28 protein-coding genes are annotated in these 23764 nt (G+C 58.6%); 19 read left to right on the top strand and 9 right to left on the bottom strand.

What is annotated here, in order from left to right:
• Positions 1-47: 47 nt before the first annotated feature.
• Complete coding sequence (locus ACP7B3_RS20085) at positions 48-407, bottom strand: hypothetical protein (RefSeq protein ID WP_426180408.1); 360 nt, start codon at positions 405-407, stop codon at positions 48-50.
• A gap of 380 nt (positions 408-787) precedes the next feature.
• Here ACP7B3_RS20085 and ACP7B3_RS20080 point away from each other — a divergent pair, with 380 nt between their 5' ends.
• From ACP7B3_RS20080 to ACP7B3_RS20050, 7 genes are all read left to right on the top strand, one after another.
• The gene (locus tag ACP7B3_RS20080) at positions 788-1207 is read left to right on the top strand and encodes a hypothetical protein (RefSeq protein ID WP_426180406.1); all 420 of its coding nucleotides are present in this window, start codon (positions 788-790) and stop codon (positions 1205-1207) included.
• Positions 1204-1395: a hypothetical protein gene (locus ACP7B3_RS20075; RefSeq protein WP_094953501.1), complete on the top strand. Its 192-nt coding sequence runs from the start codon at positions 1204-1206 to the stop codon at positions 1393-1395. Before ACP7B3_RS20080 ends, ACP7B3_RS20075 begins: the two co-directional genes overlap by 4 nt.
• Entirely contained in the window at positions 1392-1583 is a 192-nt protein-coding gene (locus ACP7B3_RS20070; RefSeq protein WP_201228767.1) for a hypothetical protein, read from the top strand. The genes ACP7B3_RS20075 and ACP7B3_RS20070 overlap by 4 nt, the downstream gene beginning before the upstream one ends.
• Positions 1584-1662: 79 nt before the next feature.
• Positions 1663-2388: a hypothetical protein gene (locus tag ACP7B3_RS20065; protein ID WP_426180404.1), complete on the top strand. Its 726-nt coding sequence runs from the start codon at positions 1663-1665 to the stop codon at positions 2386-2388.
• Positions 2385-2948 carry a siphovirus Gp157 family protein gene (locus ACP7B3_RS20060; protein WP_426180402.1) on the top strand — a complete coding sequence of 188 codons (564 nt, stop codon included), beginning with the start codon at positions 2385-2387 and terminating at the stop codon, positions 2946-2948. Before ACP7B3_RS20065 ends, ACP7B3_RS20060 begins: the two co-directional genes overlap by 4 nt.
• A gap of 7 nt (positions 2949-2955) precedes the next feature.
• Positions 2956-3549 carry a hypothetical protein gene (locus ACP7B3_RS20055; protein ID WP_426180400.1) on the top strand — a complete coding sequence of 198 codons (594 nt, stop codon included), beginning with the start codon at positions 2956-2958 and terminating at the stop codon, positions 3547-3549.
• A 69-nt stretch (positions 3550-3618) separates the two neighbouring features.
• Positions 3619-4098: a hypothetical protein gene (locus ACP7B3_RS20050; protein WP_426180398.1), complete on the top strand. Its 480-nt coding sequence runs from the start codon at positions 3619-3621 to the stop codon at positions 4096-4098.
• On the opposite strand, the gene ACP7B3_RS20045 is transcribed toward ACP7B3_RS20050, so the two are convergent.
• Together ACP7B3_RS20045 and ACP7B3_RS20040 are read right to left on the bottom strand one after the other, a co-directional pair.
• A complete protein-coding gene (locus ACP7B3_RS20045) occupies positions 4095-4295 on the bottom strand; it encodes a hypothetical protein (protein WP_426180396.1) in 201 nt (66 codons plus the stop codon). The two genes, ACP7B3_RS20050 and ACP7B3_RS20045, sit on opposite strands and share 4 nt — an antisense overlap.
• Before the next feature lie 74 nt (positions 4296-4369).
• A complete protein-coding gene (locus ACP7B3_RS20040) occupies positions 4370-4555 on the bottom strand; it encodes a hypothetical protein (RefSeq protein WP_426180394.1) in 186 nt (61 codons plus the stop codon).
• A gap of 79 nt (positions 4556-4634) precedes the next feature.
• Here ACP7B3_RS20040 and ACP7B3_RS20035 point away from each other — a divergent pair, with 79 nt between their 5' ends.
• Complete coding sequence (locus tag ACP7B3_RS20035) at positions 4635-6683, top strand: DNA cytosine methyltransferase (protein ID WP_426180393.1); 2049 nt, start codon at positions 4635-4637, stop codon at positions 6681-6683.
• A gap of 398 nt (positions 6684-7081) precedes the next feature.
• Here the strand turns inward: ACP7B3_RS20035 and ACP7B3_RS20030 are convergent, their stop codons facing one another.
• Positions 7082-7279: a hypothetical protein gene (locus ACP7B3_RS20030; protein ID WP_426180391.1), complete on the bottom strand. Its 198-nt coding sequence runs from the start codon at positions 7277-7279 to the stop codon at positions 7082-7084.
• Positions 7280-8084: 805 nt separating this feature from the next.
• Here ACP7B3_RS20030 and ACP7B3_RS20025 point away from each other — a divergent pair.
• The 7 genes from ACP7B3_RS20025 (at position 8085) to fdxA (ending at position 13868) form a co-directional block, all read left to right on the top strand.
• The gene (locus ACP7B3_RS20025; protein ID WP_426180475.1) at positions 8085-8357 is read left to right on the top strand and encodes a hypothetical protein; all 273 of its coding nucleotides are present in this window, start codon (positions 8085-8087) and stop codon (positions 8355-8357) included.
• 49 nt (positions 8358-8406) lie between these two features.
• Complete coding sequence (locus ACP7B3_RS20020; RefSeq protein ID WP_426180389.1) at positions 8407-9171, top strand: hypothetical protein; 765 nt, start codon at positions 8407-8409, stop codon at positions 9169-9171.
• 181 nt (positions 9172-9352) lie between these two features.
• On the top strand, positions 9353-9574 hold the full coding sequence (locus tag ACP7B3_RS20015) for a hypothetical protein (RefSeq protein WP_426180387.1): 222 nt from the start codon (positions 9353-9355) through the stop codon (positions 9572-9574).
• Between the two features lie 2 nt (positions 9575-9576).
• The gene (locus tag ACP7B3_RS20010; RefSeq protein ID WP_005785292.1) at positions 9577-9771 is read left to right on the top strand and encodes a DUF4224 domain-containing protein; all 195 of its coding nucleotides are present in this window, start codon (positions 9577-9579) and stop codon (positions 9769-9771) included.
• Between the two features lie 10 nt (positions 9772-9781).
• A complete protein-coding gene (locus ACP7B3_RS20005) occupies positions 9782-10771 on the top strand; it encodes a tyrosine-type recombinase/integrase (protein WP_426180385.1) in 990 nt (329 codons plus the stop codon).
• Between the two features lie 51 nt (positions 10772-10822).
• Positions 10823-13402 carry a DNA mismatch repair protein MutS gene (mutS, locus tag ACP7B3_RS20000; RefSeq protein WP_426180383.1) on the top strand — a complete coding sequence of 860 codons (2580 nt, stop codon included), beginning with the start codon at positions 10823-10825 and terminating at the stop codon, positions 13400-13402.
• Between the two features lie 142 nt (positions 13403-13544).
• Positions 13545-13868 carry a ferredoxin FdxA gene (fdxA, locus tag ACP7B3_RS19995; RefSeq protein WP_003208688.1) on the top strand — a complete coding sequence of 108 codons (324 nt, stop codon included), beginning with the start codon at positions 13545-13547 and terminating at the stop codon, positions 13866-13868.
• 496 nt (positions 13869-14364) lie between these two features.
• Here fdxA and apbC read toward each other — a convergent pair whose 3' ends face one another.
• Positions 14365-15459 carry an iron-sulfur cluster carrier protein ApbC gene (gene apbC, locus ACP7B3_RS19990; protein ID WP_262210499.1) on the bottom strand — a complete coding sequence of 365 codons (1095 nt, stop codon included), beginning with the start codon at positions 15457-15459 and terminating at the stop codon, positions 14365-14367.
• Positions 15460-15631: 172 nt separating this feature from the next.
• Here apbC and metG point away from each other — a divergent pair, with 172 nt between their 5' ends.
• From metG to ACP7B3_RS19970, 4 genes are all read left to right on the top strand, one after another.
• On the top strand, positions 15632-17683 hold the full coding sequence (gene metG, locus ACP7B3_RS19985) for a methionine--tRNA ligase (protein ID WP_145161581.1): 2052 nt from the start codon (positions 15632-15634) through the stop codon (positions 17681-17683).
• Between the two features lie 233 nt (positions 17684-17916).
• Complete coding sequence (gene rsxB, locus ACP7B3_RS19980) at positions 17917-19080, top strand: electron transport complex subunit RsxB (protein WP_426180380.1); 1164 nt, start codon at positions 17917-17919, stop codon at positions 19078-19080.
• A 98-nt stretch (positions 19081-19178) separates the two neighbouring features.
• On the top strand, positions 19179-19817 hold the full coding sequence (nth, locus tag ACP7B3_RS19975) for an endonuclease III (RefSeq protein ID WP_106577263.1): 639 nt from the start codon (positions 19179-19181) through the stop codon (positions 19815-19817).
• A gap of 107 nt (positions 19818-19924) precedes the next feature.
• Positions 19925-20107, top strand: coding sequence for a PA3496 family putative envelope integrity protein (locus ACP7B3_RS19970; RefSeq protein WP_145161575.1), 183 nt, complete (start codon positions 19925-19927; stop codon positions 20105-20107).
• A 69-nt stretch (positions 20108-20176) separates the two neighbouring features.
• Here the strand turns inward: ACP7B3_RS19970 and ACP7B3_RS19965 are convergent, their stop codons facing one another.
• The 4 genes from ACP7B3_RS19965 to ACP7B3_RS19950 all read right to left on the bottom strand — a co-directional run bounded on the left by ACP7B3_RS19965 (position 20177) and on the right by ACP7B3_RS19950 (position 23696).
• Positions 20177-20809, bottom strand: a complete 633-nt coding sequence (locus ACP7B3_RS19965) for a response regulator (RefSeq protein WP_426180378.1) — start codon at positions 20807-20809, stop codon at positions 20177-20179.
• Complete coding sequence (locus ACP7B3_RS19960; protein WP_426180376.1) at positions 20802-21155, bottom strand: hypothetical protein; 354 nt, start codon at positions 21153-21155, stop codon at positions 20802-20804. The genes ACP7B3_RS19965 and ACP7B3_RS19960 overlap by 8 nt, the downstream gene beginning before the upstream one ends.
• Before the next feature lie 285 nt (positions 21156-21440).
• Positions 21441-22658, bottom strand: a complete 1218-nt coding sequence (locus ACP7B3_RS19955) for an argininosuccinate synthase (RefSeq protein ID WP_017738284.1) — start codon at positions 22656-22658, stop codon at positions 21441-21443.
• Positions 22659-22787: 129 nt separating this feature from the next.
• A complete protein-coding gene (locus ACP7B3_RS19950) occupies positions 22788-23696 on the bottom strand; it encodes a flagellar protein MotY (RefSeq protein WP_242194407.1) in 909 nt (302 codons plus the stop codon).
• Positions 23697-23764 lie beyond the last annotated feature (68 nt).

The following is a 23764-nucleotide window of genomic DNA, read 5'->3' as shown; positions in this document are numbered from 1 at the left end:
GCAATGAGCAGTCACTCATCTGCTCAACCGACTGCCCTGTCTTTTCTTCAGGACTTTTTGAGGGTGGCCGCGTTGCGTTGAAACGCACGAACTTTAGAGTTCAAAAACAGATATGCGGCAAACGCTAGTAAAGGAGCAGCGATAACGGTAAGCACGACTGCTGACTTGATGTTCTCCTTCATGCTCGCGACGGCAGTCACCAAAAATAATACGGCACTTAACGCACATAGAGCGGCAAGGATATTGCTGGCGACCCTGCTTCCCCTGAAAACAAAGAAGAACAACACCGCTGCAACCGCGAAGCGTCCTGCCGTGGCTGGCATGAAGTCAGTAACCAATTGCCATGCGAGGTAAAAAAAATAAGCACCGGCGACAGCAACAATTGGGAGAGGTGGTCTGTTTTTCATAAGGACTCACTTTAGCGAGGGTCGATTATGTTACTCCAGACATGCAATCCATAGCACTGCCACCTGCGCGCCGAAGCGCAGGCTGTATCGGACTGCTCTCCACCTTTCACAGCAGGCTTGAGATTGTCAAGAACCTTCATCGGGAGCCTGAGAGCAGTCCGATGCGGACGAAATCGCGCCCTATAACCGCCCACCTGCATCACCGCAACACAGCAGATGAATGCGCAGGGGTTTCCTGTCGCGCCGGGACTTGTCTTCGGCCATCGGCACCCACTTCCCCACCTTTACCCGTCAGCACTCACCCCGCGCCCATCGGCAACCAGCGGGAGGCATGAGTGTTGACGAATATAGGTGAACAACCCGCCACTCTGGAGGCGACCATGAACGCACAAGCACTTGCACAAACTGAATTCGATAATCGCCTGCCGCCTCCGGTGAGCGAGTCGGCCCTGGAGATTGCACGCAAAGAGTGGATCGATAACGCGGTGGAAACGCTGGTTGATCGGCGCAGCGACGTGCAGTTCAAGCAACGCCTCTGTGCGCCGCAAGGTGTGACATTCAAAGCATTCGCAGCCGAGGTTGAGCAGTTCGCGATTACCAGCGACTGCAAAAGCCAGTGCGCCATTGGTGAAATGGTCATTGCCGGACTGTTGGGTGATCGGTTCCTGGCCCGCGACGGCGCCGAAGACTTGATGGCGGTAGCCGACCCCAAAGAACAGCTCAAGGTCATCGCCAGAGGGCTTGTTAAGGATCTGGCAGACGATGCATTGATCGCCCAGGCCGAGGACAACGAACTGTGAGCCCATACGTTGAGATCGATAAAGCACTGTTTGCTCTTGAAGATCCAGACAAACCCTTAATCGACGAGACCCTGACTGAAGGCTTGATCGTGCGCCACTTTACTTCGGGCGCCATCAACGCAGAAGAATTCCACTGGTATAGCGCCCGCCTATTGGATGTCAGCCGGCGGCGTAAGGAGATTCAATGAGTACCGCCCCGGTTAAATCCCTGATCGACGAACAGCTCGAGGACATCAGTGCTCACAACCTGCGTGAGGCCTACAGCCTGGCCGAGCGCCGCGGCTTCTTCGGGGCACCGGTTGAACAATACGCAGAGCCTGGTTACGGCGGTCGAGTGCTGCAAGTACTCCGATATCGGGTTCAGCAGCAGAGCTGAACCTGCGCCAGGTCAGCACCTCTATCCCACCAGCCCCCAGTCATTTTGAACGCTGCGATCATCGCGGCAAGGAATCCCCATGTCGACGAACATGCAGATCTGGGAAAAGGTCAGTACGACCGACACCCGCTATACGAAAGCCGCCGAGGTGGGCGGCCAGAAGATCACCAGCCTAAACGGTACGGCGATGATCATGAAAGCCACGGAAGTATTCGGCCCGGTCGGGATCGGATTTGGTTGGTCGGTCATGGAAGAGCGCTTCGACGAAGGCTCTGAAATGGTCAGCGGCGATGGAGATAAACGCCTGGTGTTGGGGCGTGAGCTCAACCACACCATCAAGATTCGCTTCTGGTTCGAACTGGACGGAAAGCGCGGCGAGATCGAGCAGTACGGCTGCACTCGCTACCTCTACAAATCCAAGTATGGCACGACAACAGATGGAGAAGCGCCGAAGAAGTCGCTGACCGATGCCATCAAAAAATCGCTGTCGATGCTCGGCTTCAGCGCCGACGTATTCCTGGGGATGTTTGACGACGCCGAGTACGTCAACCAACTGAAGGACGAAGAACTTATCGAACACGCCGAAGACCAGGAGGTCGAGAGGGCTCGCCAACAGCAGGAGCGTCTGGACTACATCAAATCGGTTATAGACACGATGGCCGGCGCCCAGTCGCCCCAAGAGCTGAAAAAGATACATGACGTTGCGGTGCGCAAACTAACCCTGCGCAAGGACACCAAGGGTGCCGAGCGTATCTCGCTGGAATGGAAACGAATCACCGACGCCGAAAAGGAGGCTGCAGCATGACCCAGCTCTACACACTCACCGGCAAGTTGGCCGAACTTCAAGCAATGGCTGACACGGACGACGAGGGTCTCAAAGAGGCGCTGCAGTACGCCATGGACGAGATCCAGGGCGAGTTCAGCGATAAGGCGGAAAGCGTTGTCATGCTGAGTCGGAATATCCAAGGCGATATCGATGCAATAGACAAAGAAGTCGACCGACTCAACGAGCTCAAGCGCATCAGGAAAAACACAGTCGGCAAACTCGACGAATATCTGCGCAGTAACATGGAGGCCGCCGATATCAAGACTATCAGACGCCCACTGTTCACGATCACTCTGGCATTGGCACCCGAAAAGGTCATCGTCGATAAAGAGGACGATATCCCGGATGACTTCATCGACACCAAAACAGTGTTCTCTCCTGACAAGCGTGCCATCGCGGCCAAGCTCAAGGAAATCCGAGAACACAACGCAGCCGTAAGAAAACGTATGGCGGCCGGTGAGGATGCGGAGCATGAACTTTTACCCGAACCAGCCTGGGCTCATCTGGAGCGCGGCGACAGTTCAATCCGCATTAAGTGAGGCCCTCATGATTAGCAACCACCTCAGCCTGGTCGAGGCGCTGCGCCCGGCCTCGGATGAACTGGCGGCCCAGGTCGCCGAGTTTGTAGCGGCCGGCGGCGAAATCGAAAAAGCCCCACCGTACAACTACAAGCCCAAACCCATCACCTACAGCAACCAGATGCCGCCGGCGCCGAAGCCGTTTGTTCGCCGTCGGGTTGAAGCGTCTCCCCTGCCCCTCGATAAAGACGACATCCGCACCCAGGCCCGCCTCAAGCTGGTTGAGCAGATACGCCAGCTCGGCGTAACGCACACCCAGACCGAAGTCGCTGCTGCACTTGGTGTAAGCCGACGGCTCATCTACAACCATGCCGCGCGGTACGACATCACGTTTAAGGCGCCAACCCGGGGCGGCGCACGCAACCTGGTGCACAACACGGTCGACAAGGAGCGCGACGCGAAGTATGCCGAGCGGATCAGGGCATTCATGGAGCTCGGAATTTCTCGGCGCCAGTGCTGCGGGACGCTCGCCATAGGCAACAAGGCCTTCGAGCGGATCATCGCCGCCCACGGAATCGACTACCCCAAAGCGCGCCAAGGCAGCACTTCATTCGCCGCATAGCCCGCACCCAGCAACGCAAACGACAAACCTGGCTCGCACTGCCGGCCAGCGGAATAGAAGAGGTAGGCCATGGCTGTGACCCAGGAAGAACGAACGGCCAGGCTTGCCGAAAAACGGCAGGAGCTGGGCGAGCAGGAATTGCGGCACACGGTCCCGTACGGAACCCGGCAGATGCTCGACGAGTTAATGTGCTGGCATGAGATCGAAGAGGTCAGCGAGGCCGTGCAACTGCTGGTGATCAACGCCAAGGCCGAGGATCTGCCGCCGGCGCCGCCGAAGATCAAAGGCCCGTCCGACATCATCCGTCATTACTTCCGCCAGGGGATGCGCGACCGACTGGAAGCGCTCACTACCGAACTGGGCGAGACGAAAGAACGCAAGACCATCTGGCGGCTGATCGCACACGCCCACTCGCTGGGTCGTGAAGCATCTGCCCCGATGCTCGAAATTAAGCGCCACGTAATAGACATACCGAAAAACGTGGCGCGCAAATTACGGCAAGCAGGCTTTGCAGAATCGCTCCAGATGAACGCTGAAGACGACGATTAAGTGAAATGCTGCTTCATATGATTCAAGTAATCCACGGCGGCGCTCTTCTGTGAAGTGCCCCCAGGTCCATTGCTACCCATCAAGGAAGCATGGGCATCCTCAAAAACCATTCGAACTACCTTGTCCGTCTCGCAGCGCTTTAAGACAGCGACAAGCAGGTGTTCTACGGCATCAATCTGCGATTGTTGCAAACTCATACGTTCACTCCTTTATCCGGCTCCATGCCGGTCACCCGTAATACCCCATATCAACGAATCACGCCAGTTACGCGCTATCGCGCCAATGTCTCCGGATGCTCGCTGATCTCCTTTTGATAAGTCGCCAGATCAACGATCTGCCGCAAGCAAATGACGATATCCAGTTTCTGCTGGTCGTCCGGAAGGCCAATCCACTTGAGCATCATTAAAGCGTCTTCCTCGATTGCTGCGAGTGCATCGATATCGCTTTGCAGTCTCATGTCGGCCTCCTGCCAGGTTGAGCTACGCAGATACCAATAGCCCACAAATCCACTTTACGCCAGCTGGCGAGGATCCCCTATGTCCGCACAACAGAAGAAACACCCCTTCGATTTCAAAACCCAATACGGACTCGGCTTCAACCCTCAGGACGATGAGATCGTAGTCGACTTCTTTTGCGGTGGTGGTGGTGCCGGTACCGGCCTGGAGATCGGCCTTGGCCGCGCGGTGAACGTGGCGAAGAACCACAGCCCTCAAGCCATCAGCATGCACACTGTGAATCACCCAGGCGCCAGGCACTTCACCACCGACGTGTTCGAGGGTGATCCGGACACCGAGTGCGGGGGCAAAGCCGTGGGCTGGTTTCACATGTCACCGGACTGCACGCACCATAGCCAGGCGGCCGGCGGGCAACCGCGCAAGCGCGAGATTCGCAACCTTTCGTGGATAGGCCTCAAGTGGGCAGGCATGAAGCGGCCCCGGGTGATCAGCCTGGAGAACGTGAAACAGATCCTGCAATGGGGCCGGTTGATCGCCAAGCGCGACAAGGCGACCGGCCGCGTGGTCAAGCTCGGCGGCGAGATTGCCGCGCCTGGTGAGGTGGTCCCTGTGGGCCAGCAGTTCCTGATCCCTGACCCGAAACAGCGCGGCAAGACGTGGCGCCGTTTCGTGGCCCTACTCGAAGCCATGGGTTACGTCGTTGAGTGGAAGGTGATCAAGGCGTGCGACTTTGGCGCGCCGACCAGCCGGGAACGGCTGTTCATGATCGCCCGGTGCGATGGCCAGCCGATCGTGTGGCCGGAGCCAACCCACGCCAAAAACCCTGCCAAAGGCCAGCAGAAGTGGAAAACAGCCGCTGACTGCATCGATTTCGCCGACCTGGGCAAAAGCATCTTCGGCCGGAAAAAGGACCTGGCCCCGGCCACCTTGCGCCGCGTTGCCAAGGGCATGAAGAAGTTCGTCATCGACAGCGCGACACCATTCATTGTGCCAATCGCCAATTGGTCGGGCGAGACGGTGCAGTCTGCCGACGAGCCGCTGCGCACCGTTACCTCCTACCCAAAGGGCGGCGCCTTCTCGGTGGTCAGCCCGATCATTGCCCCGGCTACCCACCAAGACAGCGACCGTATCAATGACCCGCTTGAGCCGATGCCCACGGTGACCTGTGCAAACCGTGGCGAGCTGACGCTGATCAGCCCCTTGATGGTTGGGGCTGGTGGCCCGGCGTACTCAGGCAAGCCGGTGAGCATGGACCAGCCGGTGGGCACGCTGATGACGCAGAACCACCGCGCGGTGGCTTCGGCCTGCATCGTCCAGGCCGGCCACGGCGAAGGTTCCGGCGCAAACAAGCGCCGTTCCCACGGGCTGAATGACATCTGCGGCCCTATCGGCACCGTAACTGCCAGCGGCGGTGGCCAGTCAGTAAGCGCCGCGGTGATGATCCAGGCCAACGGCGGATTCAACACCACGCACGCCAAGGGCATGCACGAACCCATGACCACGGTGACCAATACCGGCAGCCAGCAGCAACTGGCAGTCGCGAACCTGGTGCACTTGCGCGGCAACTGCGATGCGCGGGACGTCAACGACCCACTACACACCATCAGCGCCGGCGGCCAGCACCACGGTTTTGTCAGCGCATTCATGGAGCGTGCATTCGGCGGAAGCATTGGCCAGGGCCTGGAAGAACCGGCGCCAACCATCACAGCCGGTGGCGGGGGCAAGAGCTCGCTGGTCTCGCTCACCCTGTCGCCCGAACACGAAGCCGGCGCCCTGCGCGTTGCCGCCTTCCTGATCAGCTACTACGGCACCGAGAACATCAGCGCTTGCGATGCGCCCGCGCCGACCATCACCACCAAGGACCGGCTCGCAATGGTCACCGTGATGGTCAAGGGAACGCCCTATGTGATCGTCGACATCTGCCTGCGGATGCTGAAGCCGGCCGAGCTGTACAAGGCCCAGGGATTCCCCGCCGACTACATCATCAGCCACGGCGCCGACGGCAAGCCTTTCACTAAGACTCAACAGGTGCACATGTGCGGAAACAGCGTCAGCCCGCCGCCGATGGCTGCGCTGGCACGGGCCAACGACCCATGGCGCGCTAAACAACGCCAAGCACGCGCCGCATAACTCCCCCACTCCACCGCCCGGGCATGGCCCGGCGAGGACTCCCCGTGAAACGGGTTTAACTGAGCAGCCCGAGGACAGTTCTAACTCTCCGCCATCACCAACCTTGTTGGCGAGTTGACGAAATCATTCCACGAGTTATAGGCGTCGCGGTGACTCTTAGACGACTCATCCCACACTGGACCCGTTACCTCTTTCATGGAGACTAGCATCATCATTCGCGTGGTAGCGGCATCAAGCTCGATCAATAACTCATGAGACCTGTAACGGAATTCTTCCAAGCTGCTCATATCGTTGGTCCTTCGCAAGGGAACTTTCAAAGTAACCTTTTGGTTAATCTATAAAATCCACGGACCTGAATAGCGGCAAAAAGATCCCCGCCATGCGATAAACGGCAGGCATTAATGGCGACTTTCTGAAGCGGCTCGCGCTCTCTGGATTAAACCCTGCCAGTCTTCCGTAGCACAAAAGTGTCTACGCGTGGCATCCAGCCAAATCGCACCACTCATCCGCCCTTCTGCAATCAGCAGCATCAGCTCGTCAGCCGCGGATTCAAGTTCCTCCAACAGATGGCCAACTTCAAATTGATAGTCCTTCATTGCAGTTCCCAAGTGAGATCACTAATTCAGATAGTACGAGGCGTGGTTTTCGAGCGGCGCTGAGCGCGTTTTGATATGAGCACGTTGGCAGGCGCTTTTAGCCTTGCCCTCTCGAGCCCCCAAGCCATCGCATTCGTCATTGACTGCCCAGTCAGAGAGTCAAAGGCTTCCTCATAAATCATCGTGCCTTTACCAGCATAAACGCCAATGAACAGCTGGGTTCGCCCAAGTAGCGACAGGCGGACTTGGACATTCAAAAGTGTCCCATTTGCCTGACGCTCGTCGACAGAGCGGCAGTGAAGCGACTCATCGGCCCACGCCCAATAAACCTTGCCTCTGTCTCTCATTTAAGTCGCTCTGAAATTAAGGCGGTCATTATGCGACTTGACCAAACTTTCAGAAAAGACAGAGCAAGAAATATTCCTTTCACGCGTTCCTTAAAATCAGCCGCTATAGCGGCAAGGACGAAGTCATGTCTGAAGAAATTGCAATCAGCCTCAATCGCGCGGCGCGTGATGTGGTCGCCGAACGTCAACGCCAGGTGTCAGCCGAAGGCTACTCACTCTTTCGCGACGATCTCTATGTGAAGGGCGAGCTCGCCGAAGCTGGTGCGACCTACGCATTCCTTGCCGGAAAGCCTACGTCCATGAGCACCGGTTGGCCTTGGGGTCAGGCCACGTTCAAGCCAAGCGCGGACCGACGTCGCGACATGGTGAAGGCAGCGGCTCTACTGCTGGCAGAGATTGAGCGACTGGATCGCGTAGGCCTGATCAAACACTGTCCTGTACGGCGCGACGAAAACGGGATGTTCCAACACCCCGACATGCCGGACTTCGACGAGGGTGACGGTGATAAGTGCAAGGCCTGGATCGCTGCACAGGGCTTGCAGGTGAAGATGGTGTCACTCGAATACCACAGCGACGAAGCGGTCTCTGAGCGCTATTTCGAAGCCGGCGACCCGGACTGCAGTTATTGGGAGCCGGATCGGCCTGATGGCCAAGGCTGGTTCTGCCTGGCCATTCACGACACGGATGACGGTCCGGTTTGCTGGTGGGCACGCCGCGAGGTGACACCATGATCGCCACACTCTGGTTCGCCTACGTCTTCATCTACAAGGGGCCGAGGCCATGAGCAATCGAATCGTTTGCCAGTTCAGCTGCGGTGCTGCTTCGGCGGTGGCTACCAAGCTGGCTCTGGCCGAATATGGCGCAACCCACGACGTGCAGATAATCAACGCCTTCCTTGCCAATGAGCACGAAGATAACCGCCGGTTCGCCCAAAACTGTGAAGCCTGGTTTGGGCGACCTGTAACTGTGCTTCGAGATGAAAAGTACGGCGCAGACATCCTCCAGGTATTCCACCGGGAGCGTTTCATGAAGGGGCGAAACGGTGCGCCCTGCACCAAGTTGTTAAAGCGGCGCCTGCTAGATGCCTGGAAGCAGCCAGGAGACGTGATGGTATTCGGTTACACAGCCGAAGAGGTTGACCGCCTTGAGGACTTTCGCGAGCGAAACCCAGACCGACCGGTGATTGCGCCTTTGATTGATGCCGGCCTGGGAAAGGAGGATTGCAAGGCAATGGTTTTGCGGGCAGGAATAGAGCTGCCGCTGATGTACCGCCTAGGCTACGAAAATGCGAACTGCATCGGCTGCGTTAAGGGTGGTGAAGGCTATTTCCGCGCGATACGGCAAGACTTCCCGGAGCAGTTCGAAGCGCTATGTCGGGTGCAGGACGACCTCGGCGAGGGTTCATATCTGTTTCGCAACCGCACCACCAACGTGCGGTTTTCCCTCCGCGAGCTGGGCGAAGGCCCAGTGCGTCGTAACGAGAAAATCCCGTCCTGTTCGTTCTTTTGCGAGATGGCCGAGGCTGATCTCGCCGCTGCACCCTAACCCCAATCCCCCTACATGCCTGCCGGTGAGCGGCGGGCGAGGTGCTCACTCAGGAGGTTCAGCCTCGCCATCCGTGGGCTGGTAAAGAGCGTTCCCTTCTGAGTGAGCGGGGCAAAGATACTCCCAAATAAAAATCACTACCAAAAAATCCGACAGCCGTTCAGCGCGGCAAGGACATCCCATGTACGCAATAAAGCTCACCCTGCTGATGCTGGGCGTTCTGCTCTACGTGTCAGCCACGTCCTGCTGGTTCTTTTGGATCGGCCCCTGCCTGCTCATGGATGGCGAGAAGGCAGACATCCTCGGTTCCTTCGCCGGCACCTGCATCTGGCTGCTGATCAGCTTCGGCATTGCCATTCACATCATCAAGACAGCGCGGCCCACGGCGGGCGGCGGGAGGTAGGTATGTTTTTGACAGCAGAGGAAGTTGCCGACCTGACCGGATACAAAAAGCCAGGGGCACAGATAAAGTGGCTGACCGCCGAACGATACGGGTTCGCGGTAGGTGGTGATGGGCACCCAAAGGTGCTGCGCCAGGTTGTCATCGGGCGGCTGGGTGGTATTCAATCGAGGAAGGGGCCGGAGTTGCGGCTGTGCTGAGGTGAGATAGATGCGACCGCGCAAGAAGGACCGGCACCTGCCGGCGTGCATGTACCAGAAGCACGGCGCTTACTACTTGGTCCGCAAGGGCAAGTGGGTGCGCCTCGGCACAGAGTTTCAGGCGTCTCTCGCTGAATACGCTATGTTGCTGGACAAGCGCAACCTGGGCGGGATGCCCAAACTGATCGACGATGCGCTCGAACACATGCGCACCAGGACCAAGCCTCCACTCAAGCCAAACACGCTCAAGCAGTACGAGGCGGCTTGCGAGCGCCTGAAGGAAACCTTCGCCGACTTCGAGCCGCGCGAGGTGCTTCAGCGGCACGTCGTCGCGCTCAAGCTGCACATGGCGGACACGCCTAACATGTCGAACCGGGTGATCTCGGTACTTCGGGCGGTGTTCACTTACGCCCTGGAGCAGCAGATCGTCGATTCGAATCCGTGCATCGGCGTGCGGCGGCACCTAGAGCACAAGCGCGACAGGTATATCACCCACGGCGAATTCCAGGCGATATGCGCCAACTCAAGCGACAACATGCGCGTCATCTACGAGATGTGCTACCTGACCGGACAGCGCATCGGTGACGTGCTGGCCATCCGGTTGGCCGACATCAGCCCCGAGGGCATCGCTTTCAAACAGGAAAAAACGAGCGCGAGGCTGCTGGTGCAGATGACACCAGATCTAGAGGACCTGGTGGCCCGCGCGAAAGCGCTGCCACGGAAGATCCGCGGGCTCACGCTGTTCTGCTCGCCGCGCGGCGGAAAGCCGGTGCACTACAGTTCGGTCAAGGACGCCTTCGCGATCAGTTGCAAGAAGGCCGACGTCGAGGATGCAAGCCTCCATGACCTACGCGCCAAGTCGCTTTCCGACACAGACGACCAGGGCAACGACGCACAGAAGCTCGGTGGCCACACCGACGCCAAGATGACGCAACGTTATCTGCGCCTGCGCAAAATCAACGTAGGCCTGCCGCCAACAATGCCTAAAAAATCCCTGTAGTATTAGACAGATGTGAATTGTCAAATAGACAGGTAGAGCCGAAAGCCCCGTATGACAGACCTTTCAAGCCACACTCCAATGATGCAGCAGTACTGGCGTCTGAAAAACCAGCACCCTGATCAGTTGATGTTCTATCGCATGGGCGACTTCTACGAGATCTTCTACGAAGACGCGAAGAAGGCTGCCAAGTTGCTGGACATCACCTTGACCGCGCGCGGGCAGTCGGCGGGGCAGTCGATTCCGATGTGTGGGATTCCTTACCACTCGTTGGAAGGCTACTTGGTCAAGCTGGTGAAGCTGGGCGAGTCGGTGGTGATCTGTGAGCAGATCGGCGACCCGGCGACCAGCAAAGGGCCGGTGGAACGTCAGGTGGTGCGCATTATTACGCCGGGCACGGTGAGTGATGAGGCGTTGCTGGACGAGCGCCGTGACAACCTGATCGCGGCGGTGCTGGGCGATGAGCGTTTGTTCGGCCTGTCGGTGCTGGACATCACCAGCGGCAATTTCAGCGTGCTGGAGATCAAGGGCTGGGAGAACCTGCTGGCGGAGCTTGAGCGCATCAACCCGGTGGAGTTGTTGATTCCGGATGATTGGCCGAAGGATTTGCCGGCAGAAAAGCGTCGTGGGACCAAGCGTCGTGCGCCGTGGGATTTTGAGCGTGATTCGGCGCTGAAAAGTCTGTGCCAGCAGTTCTCGGTGCAAGACCTCAAAGGCTTCGGCTGCGAAACCCTGACCCTGGCCATCGGCGCCGCCGGTTGCCTGCTTGGTTATGCCAAGGAAACCCAGCGCACCGCCCTGCCGCATTTGCGCAGCCTGCGCCATGAGCGCCTGGACGACACCGTGGTGCTTGATGGCGCCAGCCGTCGCAACCTCGAGTTGGACACCAACCTGGCCGGTGGCCGCGACAACACGCTGCAATCGGTGGTGGACCGTTGCCAGACCGCCATGGGCAGCCGCTTGCTGACCCGCTGGCTGAACCGGCCGCTGCGGGATTTGACCGTGCTGCAAGCGCGCCAAACCTCTATTACCTGCCTGCTGGATGGCTATCGCTTTGAAACGCTGCAGCCGCAGCTGAAGGAAATCGGCGATATCGAGCGCATCCTGGCGCGGATCGGCCTGCGCAATGCGCGGCCGCGCGACCTGGCGCGTCTGCGCGATGCCTTGAGCGCGCTGCCGCAGTTGCAAGCGGCGATGGCCCACCTCGACACGCCGCACCTGCAACAACTGGCCGTGACGGCCGGCACTTACCCGGACCTCGCGGCGCTGTTGGAAAAAGCCATTATCGACAACCCGCCGGCGATCATCCGTGACGGCGGCGTGCTGAAAACCGGTTACGACACCGAGCTGGATGAACTGCAATCGCTGAGCGAAAACGCCGGGCAATTCCTGATCGACCTGGAAGCTCGCGAAAAGGCCCGTACCGGCCTGGCCAATTTGAAGGTCGGTTACAACCGCGTGCATGGCTACTTTATTGAGTTGCCGAGCAAGCAGGCCGAGTCGGCGCCAATCGACTATCAGCGTCGCCAAACGCTCAAAGGTGCCGAGCGTTTCATCACGCCGGAGCTCAAAGAATTTGAAGACAAGGCGCTGTCGGCCAAGAGCCGCGCCCTGGCGCGCGAGAAAATGCTCTATGAAGCCCTGCTCGAAGACTTGATCAGCCGTCTGGCGCCGCTGCAGGACACCGCCGCGGCCCTGGCGGAACTGGATGTGTTGAGCAACCTGGCCGAGCGCGCGCTGAACCTTGACCTGAACTGCCCGCGGTTTGTCAGCGAGCCGTGCATGCGCATCGTGCAGGGGCGTCACCCAGTGGTGGAGCAGGTGTTGACCACGCCGTTCGTCGCCAACGACCTGTCGCTGGATGACGACACCCGCATGCTGGTGATCACCGGTCCGAACATGGGCGGTAAATCCACCTACATGCGCCAGACCGCGTTGATCGTGCTGCTGGCGCATATCGGCAGCTTTGTGCCAGCGGCCAGTTGCGAGTTGTCGCTGGTCGACCGTATTTTCACGCGGATCGGTTCCAGCGATGACCTGGCCGGTGGCCGTTCGACCTTTATGGTGGAAATGAGCGAAACCGCCAACATCCTCCACAACGCGACCGAACGCAGCCTGGTGCTGATGGACGAAGTCGGCCGCGGCACCAGCACCTTCGACGGGCTGTCGCTGGCCTGGGCGGCGGCCGAGCGATTGGCGCATTTGCGCGCCTATACATTGTTCGCCACGCACTATTTCGAGCTGACCGTGCTGCCGGAAAGCGAGCCGCTGGTGGCCAACGTGCATCTCAATGCCACTGAGCACAACGAACGTATCGTGTTTCTGCACCACGTGCTGCCAGGGCCGGCGAGCCAGAGTTACGGCCTGGCCGTGGCGCAATTGGCCGGTGTGCCGGGCGATGTGATCACCCGCGCTCGCGAGCACCTCAGCCGCCTGGAAACCACGGCCTTGCCCCATGAAACCGTGGTGGCAAGCCCGAAAAAAGCCAGCAGCAAACCGGCCGCGCCGCACCAGAGTGATATGTTCGCCAGCCTGCCTCACCCGGTGCTTGATGAACTGGCCAAGCTTGACCTGGACGGCCTGACCCCGCGTAAAGCGCTAGAAATGTTATATGCACTGCAAGTTCGGATATAACGCAGACGCTTGCAAGCTGATAGAATCTCGCGCGGTTTGGGATGCTGCGGGCTTTTAGCCTGGCCTGCAGACTATCGCTCCCGAACCTCGCGAGCCCCACCACAAGGGGTTTCGCTGCCGCCGCCTGAGGAGAGAATTAGAAATGACCTTCGTCGTTACCGACAACTGCATCAAGTGCAAGTACACCGACTGCGTCGAAGTGTGTCCGGTGGACTGCTTCTACGAAGGCCCGAACTTCCTGGTTATCCATCCGGATGAGTGCATCGACTGCGCCCTGTGTGAACCAGAATGCCCGGCCGTCGCTATTTTCTCCGAGGACGAAGTCCCGGCAGAGATGCAGGAATTCATTCAGTTGAACGTCGAATTGGCGGAAATCTGGCCCAATATCACCGAACGCAAGGATCCGATGCCGGATGCAGCGGAGTGGGATGGCAAAAAGGGCAAGATTGCAGACCTCGAGCGCTAAAGCGCCGTCGCCCAATAAAAAAGGCCCCTTGCGGGCCTTTTTGCGTTTCTGCGGGGCGGGTTTTACTTTTCTACAGGCAAAAAAAGGGGCGGTATGACCCGCCCACATTTTTTCCCTAGTCCCTGTATTCCTTTTTCATCATCCTGATGAATCGCATCCTGCGACGTTCCTTCAACCATCGTTCCTTGATGGCTGTGTCAATCCGTGGACACAGGGCTGATGTTAGAGAGTTCCAAGGGAAGTTCAACGGGATCCAACGGTTACCCCGAAGAGCTTCATCGCCAAAACAAAAATAATTAATTGTTATATTTCAACAAGATAGAAAAGTCTCTCGCCATTTCGAGATGTCCGCGCCCGGTAAAAACCCCAAACACTTACGAAAAAGTAAGCGAATGCTTACACGCGCAAATGCGTAAAAGCGCAACAGCACTCGGTTGACCTTCCTGCGGACAAGAAAAAGCCCGACACTGTCGAGGCTTCTTTTCCTTCAGGCTGATCAGTCGTCGCTGACCGTAATCGTCGGCATTGCCGGCGCAGCCGCTTCCTGCAGGACGATGCGCGCGCCTACATGACGGGCCAACTCCTGATAGATCATAGCGATCTGCCCATCGGGCTCAGCCGCCACGGTGGGCTTGCCGCCGTCAGCCTGTTCACGAATCTCCATCGCCAGCGGCAACGACGCCAACAGCTCAACACCATACTGGGTCGCCAGCTTCTCGCCGCCGCCCTCGCCAAACAGGTGCTCGGCATGCCCGCAATTGGAGCAGATGTGCACCGCCATGTTTTCCACGACGCCCAGCACCGGGATGTTGACCTTGCGGAACATCTCGACGCCTTTTCTCGCATCCAGCAGCGCCAGATCCTGGGGCGTGGTCACGATCACCGAGCCGGCCACCGGGACTTTCTGCGCCAGGGTCAGCTGAATGTCGCCGGTGCCTGGCGGCATGTCGATCACCAGGTAATCCAGGTCGCCCCAGGCGGTCTGGGTGACCAACTGCAGCAAGGCGCCGGACACCATCGGCCCGCGCCACACCATCGGCGTGTTGTCATCGGTCAGGAAGGCCATGGACATGACCTCGACGCCCATCGATTCAATCGGCACGAACCACTTCTGATCCTTGACCTTGGGCCGGGTGCCTTCGGCGATACCGAACATCACGCCTTGGCTTGGGCCATAAATGTCGGCGTCGAGAATGCCAACGCGGGCCCCCTCGCGGGCCAGCGCCAGTGCAAGGTTGGCGGCAGTGGTGGATTTGCCCACGCCGCCCTTGCCGGATGCCACGGCGACCACGTTCTTGACGTTGGCCAAGCCTGGAACCTGCGCCTGGGCCTTGTGCGCGGCGATCACACACTGGATGTCGACCTTGGCCGAACGCACACCGTCGAGACCCTCGATGGCCATTTGCAGCATCTGCGCCCAACCGCTCTTGAACAGGCCGGCGGCATAACCCAGCTCCATCTGGACCGAGACCTGGTCGCCCTGCACATCGATGGCGCGTACGCAGCCGGCGCTGACCGGGTCCTGGTTCAAATAGGGGTCGGTGTATTGGCGAAGAACGGCTTCCACCGCTGCGCGATTGACGGCGCTCATGGGCTACTCCCGAAAAAAGACTGACTGAAACAGGCGGCTATCCTAACCGTTCCAGCCGCCAAGCGGCATGCTTTCGCGCCCCGGGAAGATTCAGAAACAGCGCCACGGGGTGAAATATATTTCCCGGCGCTTTATAGTGGCCGACCTCCGTTTCATCAAGTAGCCGAGCCCCATGTCCGAGCCACGCAAGATCCTCGTCACCAGCGCCCTGCCCTATGCCAATGGTTCTATCCATCTTGGCCATATGCTTGAGTACATCCAGACCGATATGTGGGTGCGCTTCCAGAAGCATCGCGGCAATCAATGCATTTATGTCTGCGCAGACGACGCCCACGGATCGGCCATCATGTTGCGCGCCGAAAAGGAAGGGATCACCCCGGAACAACTGATCGCCAATGTGCAGGCTGAACACAGCGCCGACTTTGCCGAGTTCCTGGTTGATTTCGACAATTTCCACTCGACCCACTCCGACGAAAACCGCGAGCTGTCGAGCCTGATCTACACGCGCTTGCGCGACGCCGGGCACATTGCCACGCGATCGATCACGCAATATTTCGACCCGGAAAAGAAAATGTTCCTGGCCGACCGCTTCATCAAGGGCACCTGCCCGAAATGCGGCACTGAGGACCAGTACGGCGACAACTGCGAGAAGTGCGGTGCCACTTATGCACCGACTGACCTGAAGAACCCGCGCTCGGCCATCTCTGGCGCCATTCCGGTGCTCAAGGATTCCCAGCACTTCTTCTTCAAGCTCCCGGACTTCCAGCAGATGCTGCAAACCTGGACGCGCAGCGGCACCCTGCAAGACGCCGTGGCCAACAAGATCGCCGAATGGCTGGATGCCGGCCTGCAGCAGTGGGACATCTCCCGCGATGCGCCGTATTTCGGCTTCGAGATCCCGGACGAGCCGGGCAAGTACTTCTATGTGTGGCTGGACGCGCCAATCGGTTACATGGCCAGTTTCAAGAACCTGTGCGACCGCACGCCGGAGCTGGACTTCGATGCGTTCTGGGCCAAGGATTCCACCGCCGAGCTGTATCACTTCATCGGCAAGGACATCGTCAACTTCCACGCCCTGTTCTGGCCGGCGATGCTTGAAGGTTCGGGCTACCGCAAACCAACCGGCATCGCCGTGCACGGCTACCTGACGGTCAACGGCCAGAAGATGTCCAAGTCCCGTGGCACCTTTATCAAGGCGCGCACCTACCTGGACCACCTGTCGCCGGAATACCTGCGCTACTACTACGCCTCCAAGCTGGGCCGTGGCGTCGACGACCTCGACCTGAACCTGGAAGACTTCGTACAGAAGGTCAACTCGGACCTGGTGGGCAAAGTCGTCAACATCGCCAGCCGTTGCGCCGGGTTTATCCATAAGGGTAATGGCGGTTTGTTGGTGGCCGAGAACGCCGCACCGGAACTGACCGAGGCCTTCTTGGCCGCCGCGCCAAGCATTGCCGACGCCTATGAAGCGCGTGACTTCGCCCGCGCCATGCGCGAAATCATGGGCCTGGCCGACCGTGCCAACGCCTGGATCGCCGACAAAGCGCCGTGGTCGCTGAACAAGCAGGAAGGCAAGCAAGCTGAAGTGCAGGCGATCTGCGCCACGGGCGTCAACCTGTTCCGCCAGCTGGTGATCTTCCTCAAGCCGGTGTTGCCATTGCTGGCCGCTGACGCCGAGGCGTTCCTGAATGTCGCGCCGCTGACCTGGAACGACCACGCCACCTTGCTCAGCAACCATCAGTTGAACGAGTTCAAGCCGCTGATGACCCGTATCGACCCTGTCAAGGTGCAGGCGATGACCGATGCTTCGAAAGAAGACCTGGTCGCCAGCCAGACCGACACCGGCGAATCGGCACCGGCCGGCAATGGCGAGTTGGCCAAAGACCCGCTCTCCCCGGAAATCGACTTCGATGCTTTTGCCGCCGTTGACCTGCGCGTTGCGCTGATCATCAAGGCCGAAGCCGTGGAAGGTGCCGACAAGCTGCTGCGCCTGACCCTGGACATCGGTGATGAGCAACGCAACGTGTTCTCCGGGATCAAGAGCGCTTACCCGGACCCGTCCAAGCTCGATGGTCGCCTGACCATGATGATTGCCAACCTCAAGCCACGGAAAATGAAGTTCGGTATTTCCGAAGGCATGGTGATGGCGGCGGGCCCTGGCGGTGAAGAGATCTACCTGTTGAGCCCTGATAGCGGTGCCAAACCGGGTCAACGGATCAAGTAAACGATTTGGCGAGCAGCCTTATTGTGGCGAGCGGGCTTGCCCCGCGTTGGGGCGCGTAGCGGCCCCTAAACCAAACACCCGGTTCTACCTGTGGAAACCCGGTGGCCTTGGTGGGGCCGCTTCGCAGCCCAACGCGGGGCAAGCCCGCTCGCCACAAAAAAGCCGACACCCACAACCAGCGGGCTCGCCACTACAGGCCCTGTTTGTCTAACCGGCATGCCAATGATCACCCCATGACTCTGATCCAACGTATCGACGCGCTGCTGCCGCAGACCCAATGCGGCAAATGCGGGCACCCGGGCTGCAAGCCTTACGCCGAGGGCATCGCTCAGGGTGAGGCGATCAACAAGTGCCCGCCCGGTGGGCAGGAAACCATTGCAGGCCTTGCGCAGTTGCTGCGCGTGCCGGTGCTGGAACTGGACACCAGCCGAGGCGAGGCTCCCGCCCAGGTCGCCTATATTCGCGAGGCCGAGTGCATCGGCTGCACCAAATGCATCCAGGCTTGCCCGGTGGATGCGATTGTCGGCGCCGCCAAGTTGATGCACACCGTGATCATTGATGAGTGCACCGGGTGCGACCTGTGTGTGGCGCCCTGCCCTGTCGATTGCATTGAGATGCGTCCAGCCACGAGCGTGCTGCCGATTGTTGGCGGCCTGGCTGCCAATGATCAGCAGCGCCATGCGCGTGCCCTCAAGCGCGACCGGGCGCGGCGGCGCTATGAGCAACGCAACGCGCGGCTGCAACGCGAGGATGCACATAAACTCGCCGAACGCCTGGCGCGAGCCAAACGTCCGACGCCGAGTGTGCCTGCGCACACCGACAGTGCTCAGGCAGCCCAGGATGCAGCGGTCAAGAAAGCCAAAATCACCGTGGCGATGAGTCGCGCCCAGTTGCATAAATCCTTGAAGGCATTTGGTCATCCACCGACGTTTGAACAACAGTCGCAACTGATCGTCCTGCAGCAGCAGTTCGAAGCGGCAGAGCAGGCGCTCAGCGCACTGGAGGCGAACAGTCCGCCTCCACCGCCGACCGCCAAAGACCCTGAACTCAAGCGCGCGAAAATCCAGCTGGCGATGCGCCGTGCCGAATTGAAGAAGGCCCAGGACCGCAATGCTGACGAGCAGCAATTGGCAACCTTGAGTGCCGCGCTGGCCACCGCAGAGCAAACCCTGCATGACGCCGAGGCTGTGAGTGAACAGCCAAGACCTGAGTTGCAGCGTGTGGAAAAACGCCCCATCGACACTCAACTGCGCCAGCTTAAAACTGCCTTGGCTTACGCGCGCGCAGACGTCAGCAGGTTACAACGCCAACCGCATACCACCGCGGATGAGCTGAAAGCCGCACAACACACGTTGGAGCAAGCGCAGCGCCAAGTGGACGCGCATACCGGCGATTGATCCGCGACAGGCGCTGCCGGGCAAGGTGGCGATGGTTTATCCTGCAACGCCTGCACTTTTGAAACTACGACGACAGCCTGCAAGGAAACACCCGCCCCATGAACGCCGCAAAACGCCTGGAAATTTTCCGCAGGTTTCACGAAGACAATCCTGAGCCCAAAACCGAACTGGCCTACTCGTCGCCATTCGAGTTGCTGATTGCGGTGATTCTGTCGGCCCAATCCACGGACGTTGGCGTGAACAAGGCCACAGCCAAGCTGTACCCGGTGGCCAATACGCCGGAGGCTATTTACGCACTGGGTGTGGACGGGTTGTCGGAGTACATCAAGACCATCGGTTTGTACAACAGCAAGGCCAAGAATGTCATCGAGACCTGCCGCCTGCTCGTCGAGCTGCATGGCAGCGAAGTGCCGCAGACTCGCGAAGCCCTGGAAGCGCTGCCGGGCGTGGGTCGCAAGACGGCCAACGTGGTGCTCAACACGGCGTTCCGACAACTGACCATGGCGGTGGACACGCATATTTTTCGCGTCAGCAACCGAACCGGCATCGCTCGCGGCAAAAACGTCGTTGAGGTGGAAAAACAGCTGATGAAATTCGTGCCCAAGCCTTACCTTCTCGATTCCCACCACTGGTTGATCCTTCATGGACGTTACGTCTGCCAGGCCCGCAAGCCTCGCTGCGGGAGCTGCCGTATCGAAGACCTGTGCGAATACAAGGACAAGACGTCCGACGATTGAGCGATCATTGGTTTTCTCGATCAGTCGATTGAAAAAATCTTTTTTACCCGTTCATGGATTATCGTTATAAGGAGCGCCAATGGCAGTCTTAGCCTGGAGTGAACCTTATGAGCACTGGCAAAGAACAACTGGATGTAGAAGACGACCTTGTTGCAGAGTCGGATGACGATGGGGACGCACCTGTTGTAGAGGTGGCCAAGACCAATTTGAGCAAACGCCGCACTATCGATAACCTTCTGGAAGAGCGACGCTTGCAAAAACAACTGGCCGATTACGATTTCGACCTCTGATCAGCCCGTTCACGACCGGAAGCCTCCCTGATGGAGGCTTTTTTTTGCCGACTATTTCTGCGCCCCGCGCTAGACCAGGCCGTTGCGTTGAGCCAACTCGATCAGGTCCACCAGGGACCGGGCATTGAGCTTGAGCAACAGGCGAGTCTTGTAGGTACTGACGGTCTTGTTGCTCAGGAACATGCCGTCGGCGATTTCCTTGTTGGTTTTGCCACGGGCCAACTGCTGCAGCACCATCATTTCGCGCCCCGACAAGCGCTCGACCATGTCCGCTTCGCTGGCGTTGCCCATGGATGAACGCACGGAGTTGAGCGCCTGGTTGGGGAAATAGCTGTAGCCGGAGAGCACGGCCTTTATCGCGCTCAGCAACTCGGTCAGGTCCTGCTGCTTGCACACGTAGCCCGCCGCTCCCGCCTGCATGCAGCGCATGGAAAAATGCCCGGGCGCCTGGGACGTCAGCACCAACACTTTGAAAGGCGCGGGCTGCTTGGCAGACGCCAGGCGGCAAATAACTTCCAGCCCATCGAGTTTGGGAATCCCGATATCCAGTATGACAATGTCCGGTACATGTTCCCGTGCAAGTTGCAACGCATCGACACCGTTATCAGTCTCGGCAACGACTTCATAACCATGACGCTCCATTAGCATGCGCACAGCAAGACGAATGACGGGATGATCATCCACGATCAGCACTTTATTCATGAGAAAGTCCAATTTCGCTGTTCGAATTATTTAGAGCAAGCACAATAGCGTAGTCGTTTCCTAGTTGGCATAGCATTACCCCCCAAGCAACAGCAAGCAGAGACCCACCCCACAGCGATATAGGAATTAACCTACAAAAAAACATTAACTCGGACAGTTTGGGCTTTATGGAGCCTTTCAGACCTTTCCGGGGGCTGACATGTTTTGAGTGAAATAACCGCCGCACAAGGGCTTCAAGGTAAACGTGCCGCACAGGACTTTCAGGAAATACCCATTGCTCATCACCCACAAGCGAATGAGCAGACGCAAAAAAAACGCCTGCATTAGTTCCTTTGAACATATTCATTTACACCCCTGTTTCCTACAGAACTTTCCGCGTCTTACATACTTTTCTTACTTGTGTAGTGAATTTTCTGTAAGACATAGTTCCTAGGCAGGTGTTAAAAATTCATTCAACAACGCAAAAGTTGAATTCGACCTAAAAAAATAAACCCATCAACTTTCATATCCGACAAAACTTAAACATTCCCCTGAGTTTTTAAACACTGTGTTCGGTTCAAGGCTCGCGACTTAATGGGCAGGCAAAAAAAATGGCCCCTTAACAGGGGCCATTTTTAACAGCGCAGATCACTCAGAACAGCTTGCGACCCTTGTTGGCAGCAATGCGCATGCGCAGTGCGTTCAACTTGATGAAGCCCGCAGCATCCGCCTGGTTGTAGGCGCCGCCGTCTTCTTCGAAGGTAGCAATGTTGGCGTCGAACAGCGACTCATCGGACTTGCGGCCGGTGACGATCACGTTGCCCTTGTACAGCTTCAGGCGCACAACGCCGTTCACGTGGGCCTGGGAGGCGTCGATCATCTGTTGCAGCATCAGACGCTCAGGGCTCCACCAGTAGCCGGTGTAGATCAGGCTGGCGTACTTGGGCATCAGCTCGTCTTTGAGGTGAGCCACTTCACGGTCCAGGGTGATGGACTCGATGGCGCGGTGAGCGCGCAGCATGATGGTGCCGCCTGGGGTTTCGTAGCAGCCACGGGACTTCATGCCCACGTAACGGTTCTCGACGATGTCGAGACGGCCGATACCGTGTTCGCCACCGATACGGTTCAGGGTCGCCAGCACGGTGGCCGGGGTCATTTCGACGCCGTCCAGCGCGACGATGTCGCCGTTGCGGTAGGTCAGTTCCAAGTATTGCGGCTTGTCAGGAGCGTTCTCCGGGGAGACGGTCCATTTCCACATGTCTTCTTCGTGCTCGGTCCAGGTGTCTTCCAGCACGCCGCCTTCATAGGAGATGTGCAGCAGGTTGGCGTCCATCGAGTACGGGGACTTCTTCTTGCCATGACGCTCGATCGGGATCGCGTGCTTTTCAGCGTAATCCATCAGCTTTTCACGGGACAAAAGGTCCCACTCACGCCACGGAGCAATCACTTTCACGCCTGGTTTGAGCGCGTAGGCGCCCAGTTCGAAGCGCACCTGATCGTTGCCCTTGCCGGTCGCGCCATGGGAAATGGCGTCGGCGCCGGTTTCGTTGGCAATTTCGATCAGGCGTTTGGCGATCAGCGGACGTGCGATGGAAGTACCCAGCAGGTACTCGCCTTCGTAGACAGTGTTGGCGCGAAACATCGGGAAGACGAAATCGCGGACGAATTCTTCGCGCAGGTCGTCAATGTAGATCTCTTTCACGCCCATGGCTTGCGCCTTGGCACGTGCAGGTTCGACCTCTTCGCCCTGACCCAGGTCAGCGGTGAAGGTCACCACTTCACAGTTATAAGTATCCTGCAGCCACTTGAGGATCACCGAAGTGTCCAGGCCGCCGGAATACGCGAGAACGACCTTGTTTACGTCGGCCATGCCATCACTCCACGGGGTTGTACGGAAAGGCGTCGATTCTACCGACCAAAACCGTGAATTTACAGAGGCGCGACAGCAAATGAAGATAAAGCGACAGATTATGTCGAACGGGCGACCAAGGGTCGCACCTTAAGACGTGTGTGCCGGGTTGCTCGGTGCGGTGGCCTGGGGCGCCGGTTTCTCGGGGGCTGCCACGCGTTCCAGCTGGATATTCACGCGGCGATTGCGCGCCCGGTTGGCGGCATTCGTGTTGGGCGCCAGTGGGTAGCTTTCACCGTGAAAACGCATGGTGATCTGTGATTCGGGGATGCCATTGGCCTTGAAGTAGTCTGTGACTGCCAGGGCTCGACGGCGCGAGACGTCACGGTTGGTCAGGCGATTGCCGCTGTTGTCCGAATGGCCATTCAACTCGATATGGTTGACGGTAGGGTCGGCTTTCATGAACGCCAGAATCACGTCCAGCTTCTTCTTCGCGGCCGCGTCCAGTTCAATACCGCCACCGGGGAAGCCGACTTCGGTCTGTTTGACCTGGTCGTAATTCATCGGCAACAGCTTGGTGGTGCACAGTTGGTAGTCGTTGTAGGCCTTGTTGAACTTGACCGGCAACAGACGAATTTCCGAGTAGCCGCCCTCGCGCCCGTAATGCCGCACGGTCGGGCTACGCCCTTCCAGCAAACCGGTGAACAGCCGCCCGGCCTGGGCCTGGGAGCTGTTGAATAATACGTCGCCACTGCCGACACGCACGGCACCAAGGTTGATGTCACCACGGCCCGGCTGCCAGGGCGCAGCGGCGGCCAACAAGGTCGCCGAGCCCGCACCCAGCGCGCCGTTGTAGGCTTTCAGGCGAAACGTCGCTTGCTCGCCGGCCCGGCGCACGAACTCACCCGAGCCGAAATCGGTGATCGGTTGGGTGAGTCGGCACTCGAACTGATCGCCTTCCACCTTCCACTCAATATTCTCCAGACGTGTCTGGAACGTGAGGGCCATCGCAGGCAGGCTGGCGAACACACTGAGCAGGGCTAGATAATGCTGGCGCACGGGAGGCTCCACTGGTTTCTACAACACTTCAAAGCGTCATACGTCGTTAAGGCATACCCAGGGATATC

The sequence above is a fragment of the Pseudomonas sp. TWRC1-2 genome (genome assembly GCF_049896685.1).
Lineage (GTDB): Bacteria > Pseudomonadota > Gammaproteobacteria > Pseudomonadales > Pseudomonadaceae > Aquipseudomonas.
The sequence above is the reverse complement of the archived record's forward strand: the minus strand, read 5'-3'. Positions and strand labels throughout refer to the sequence as shown.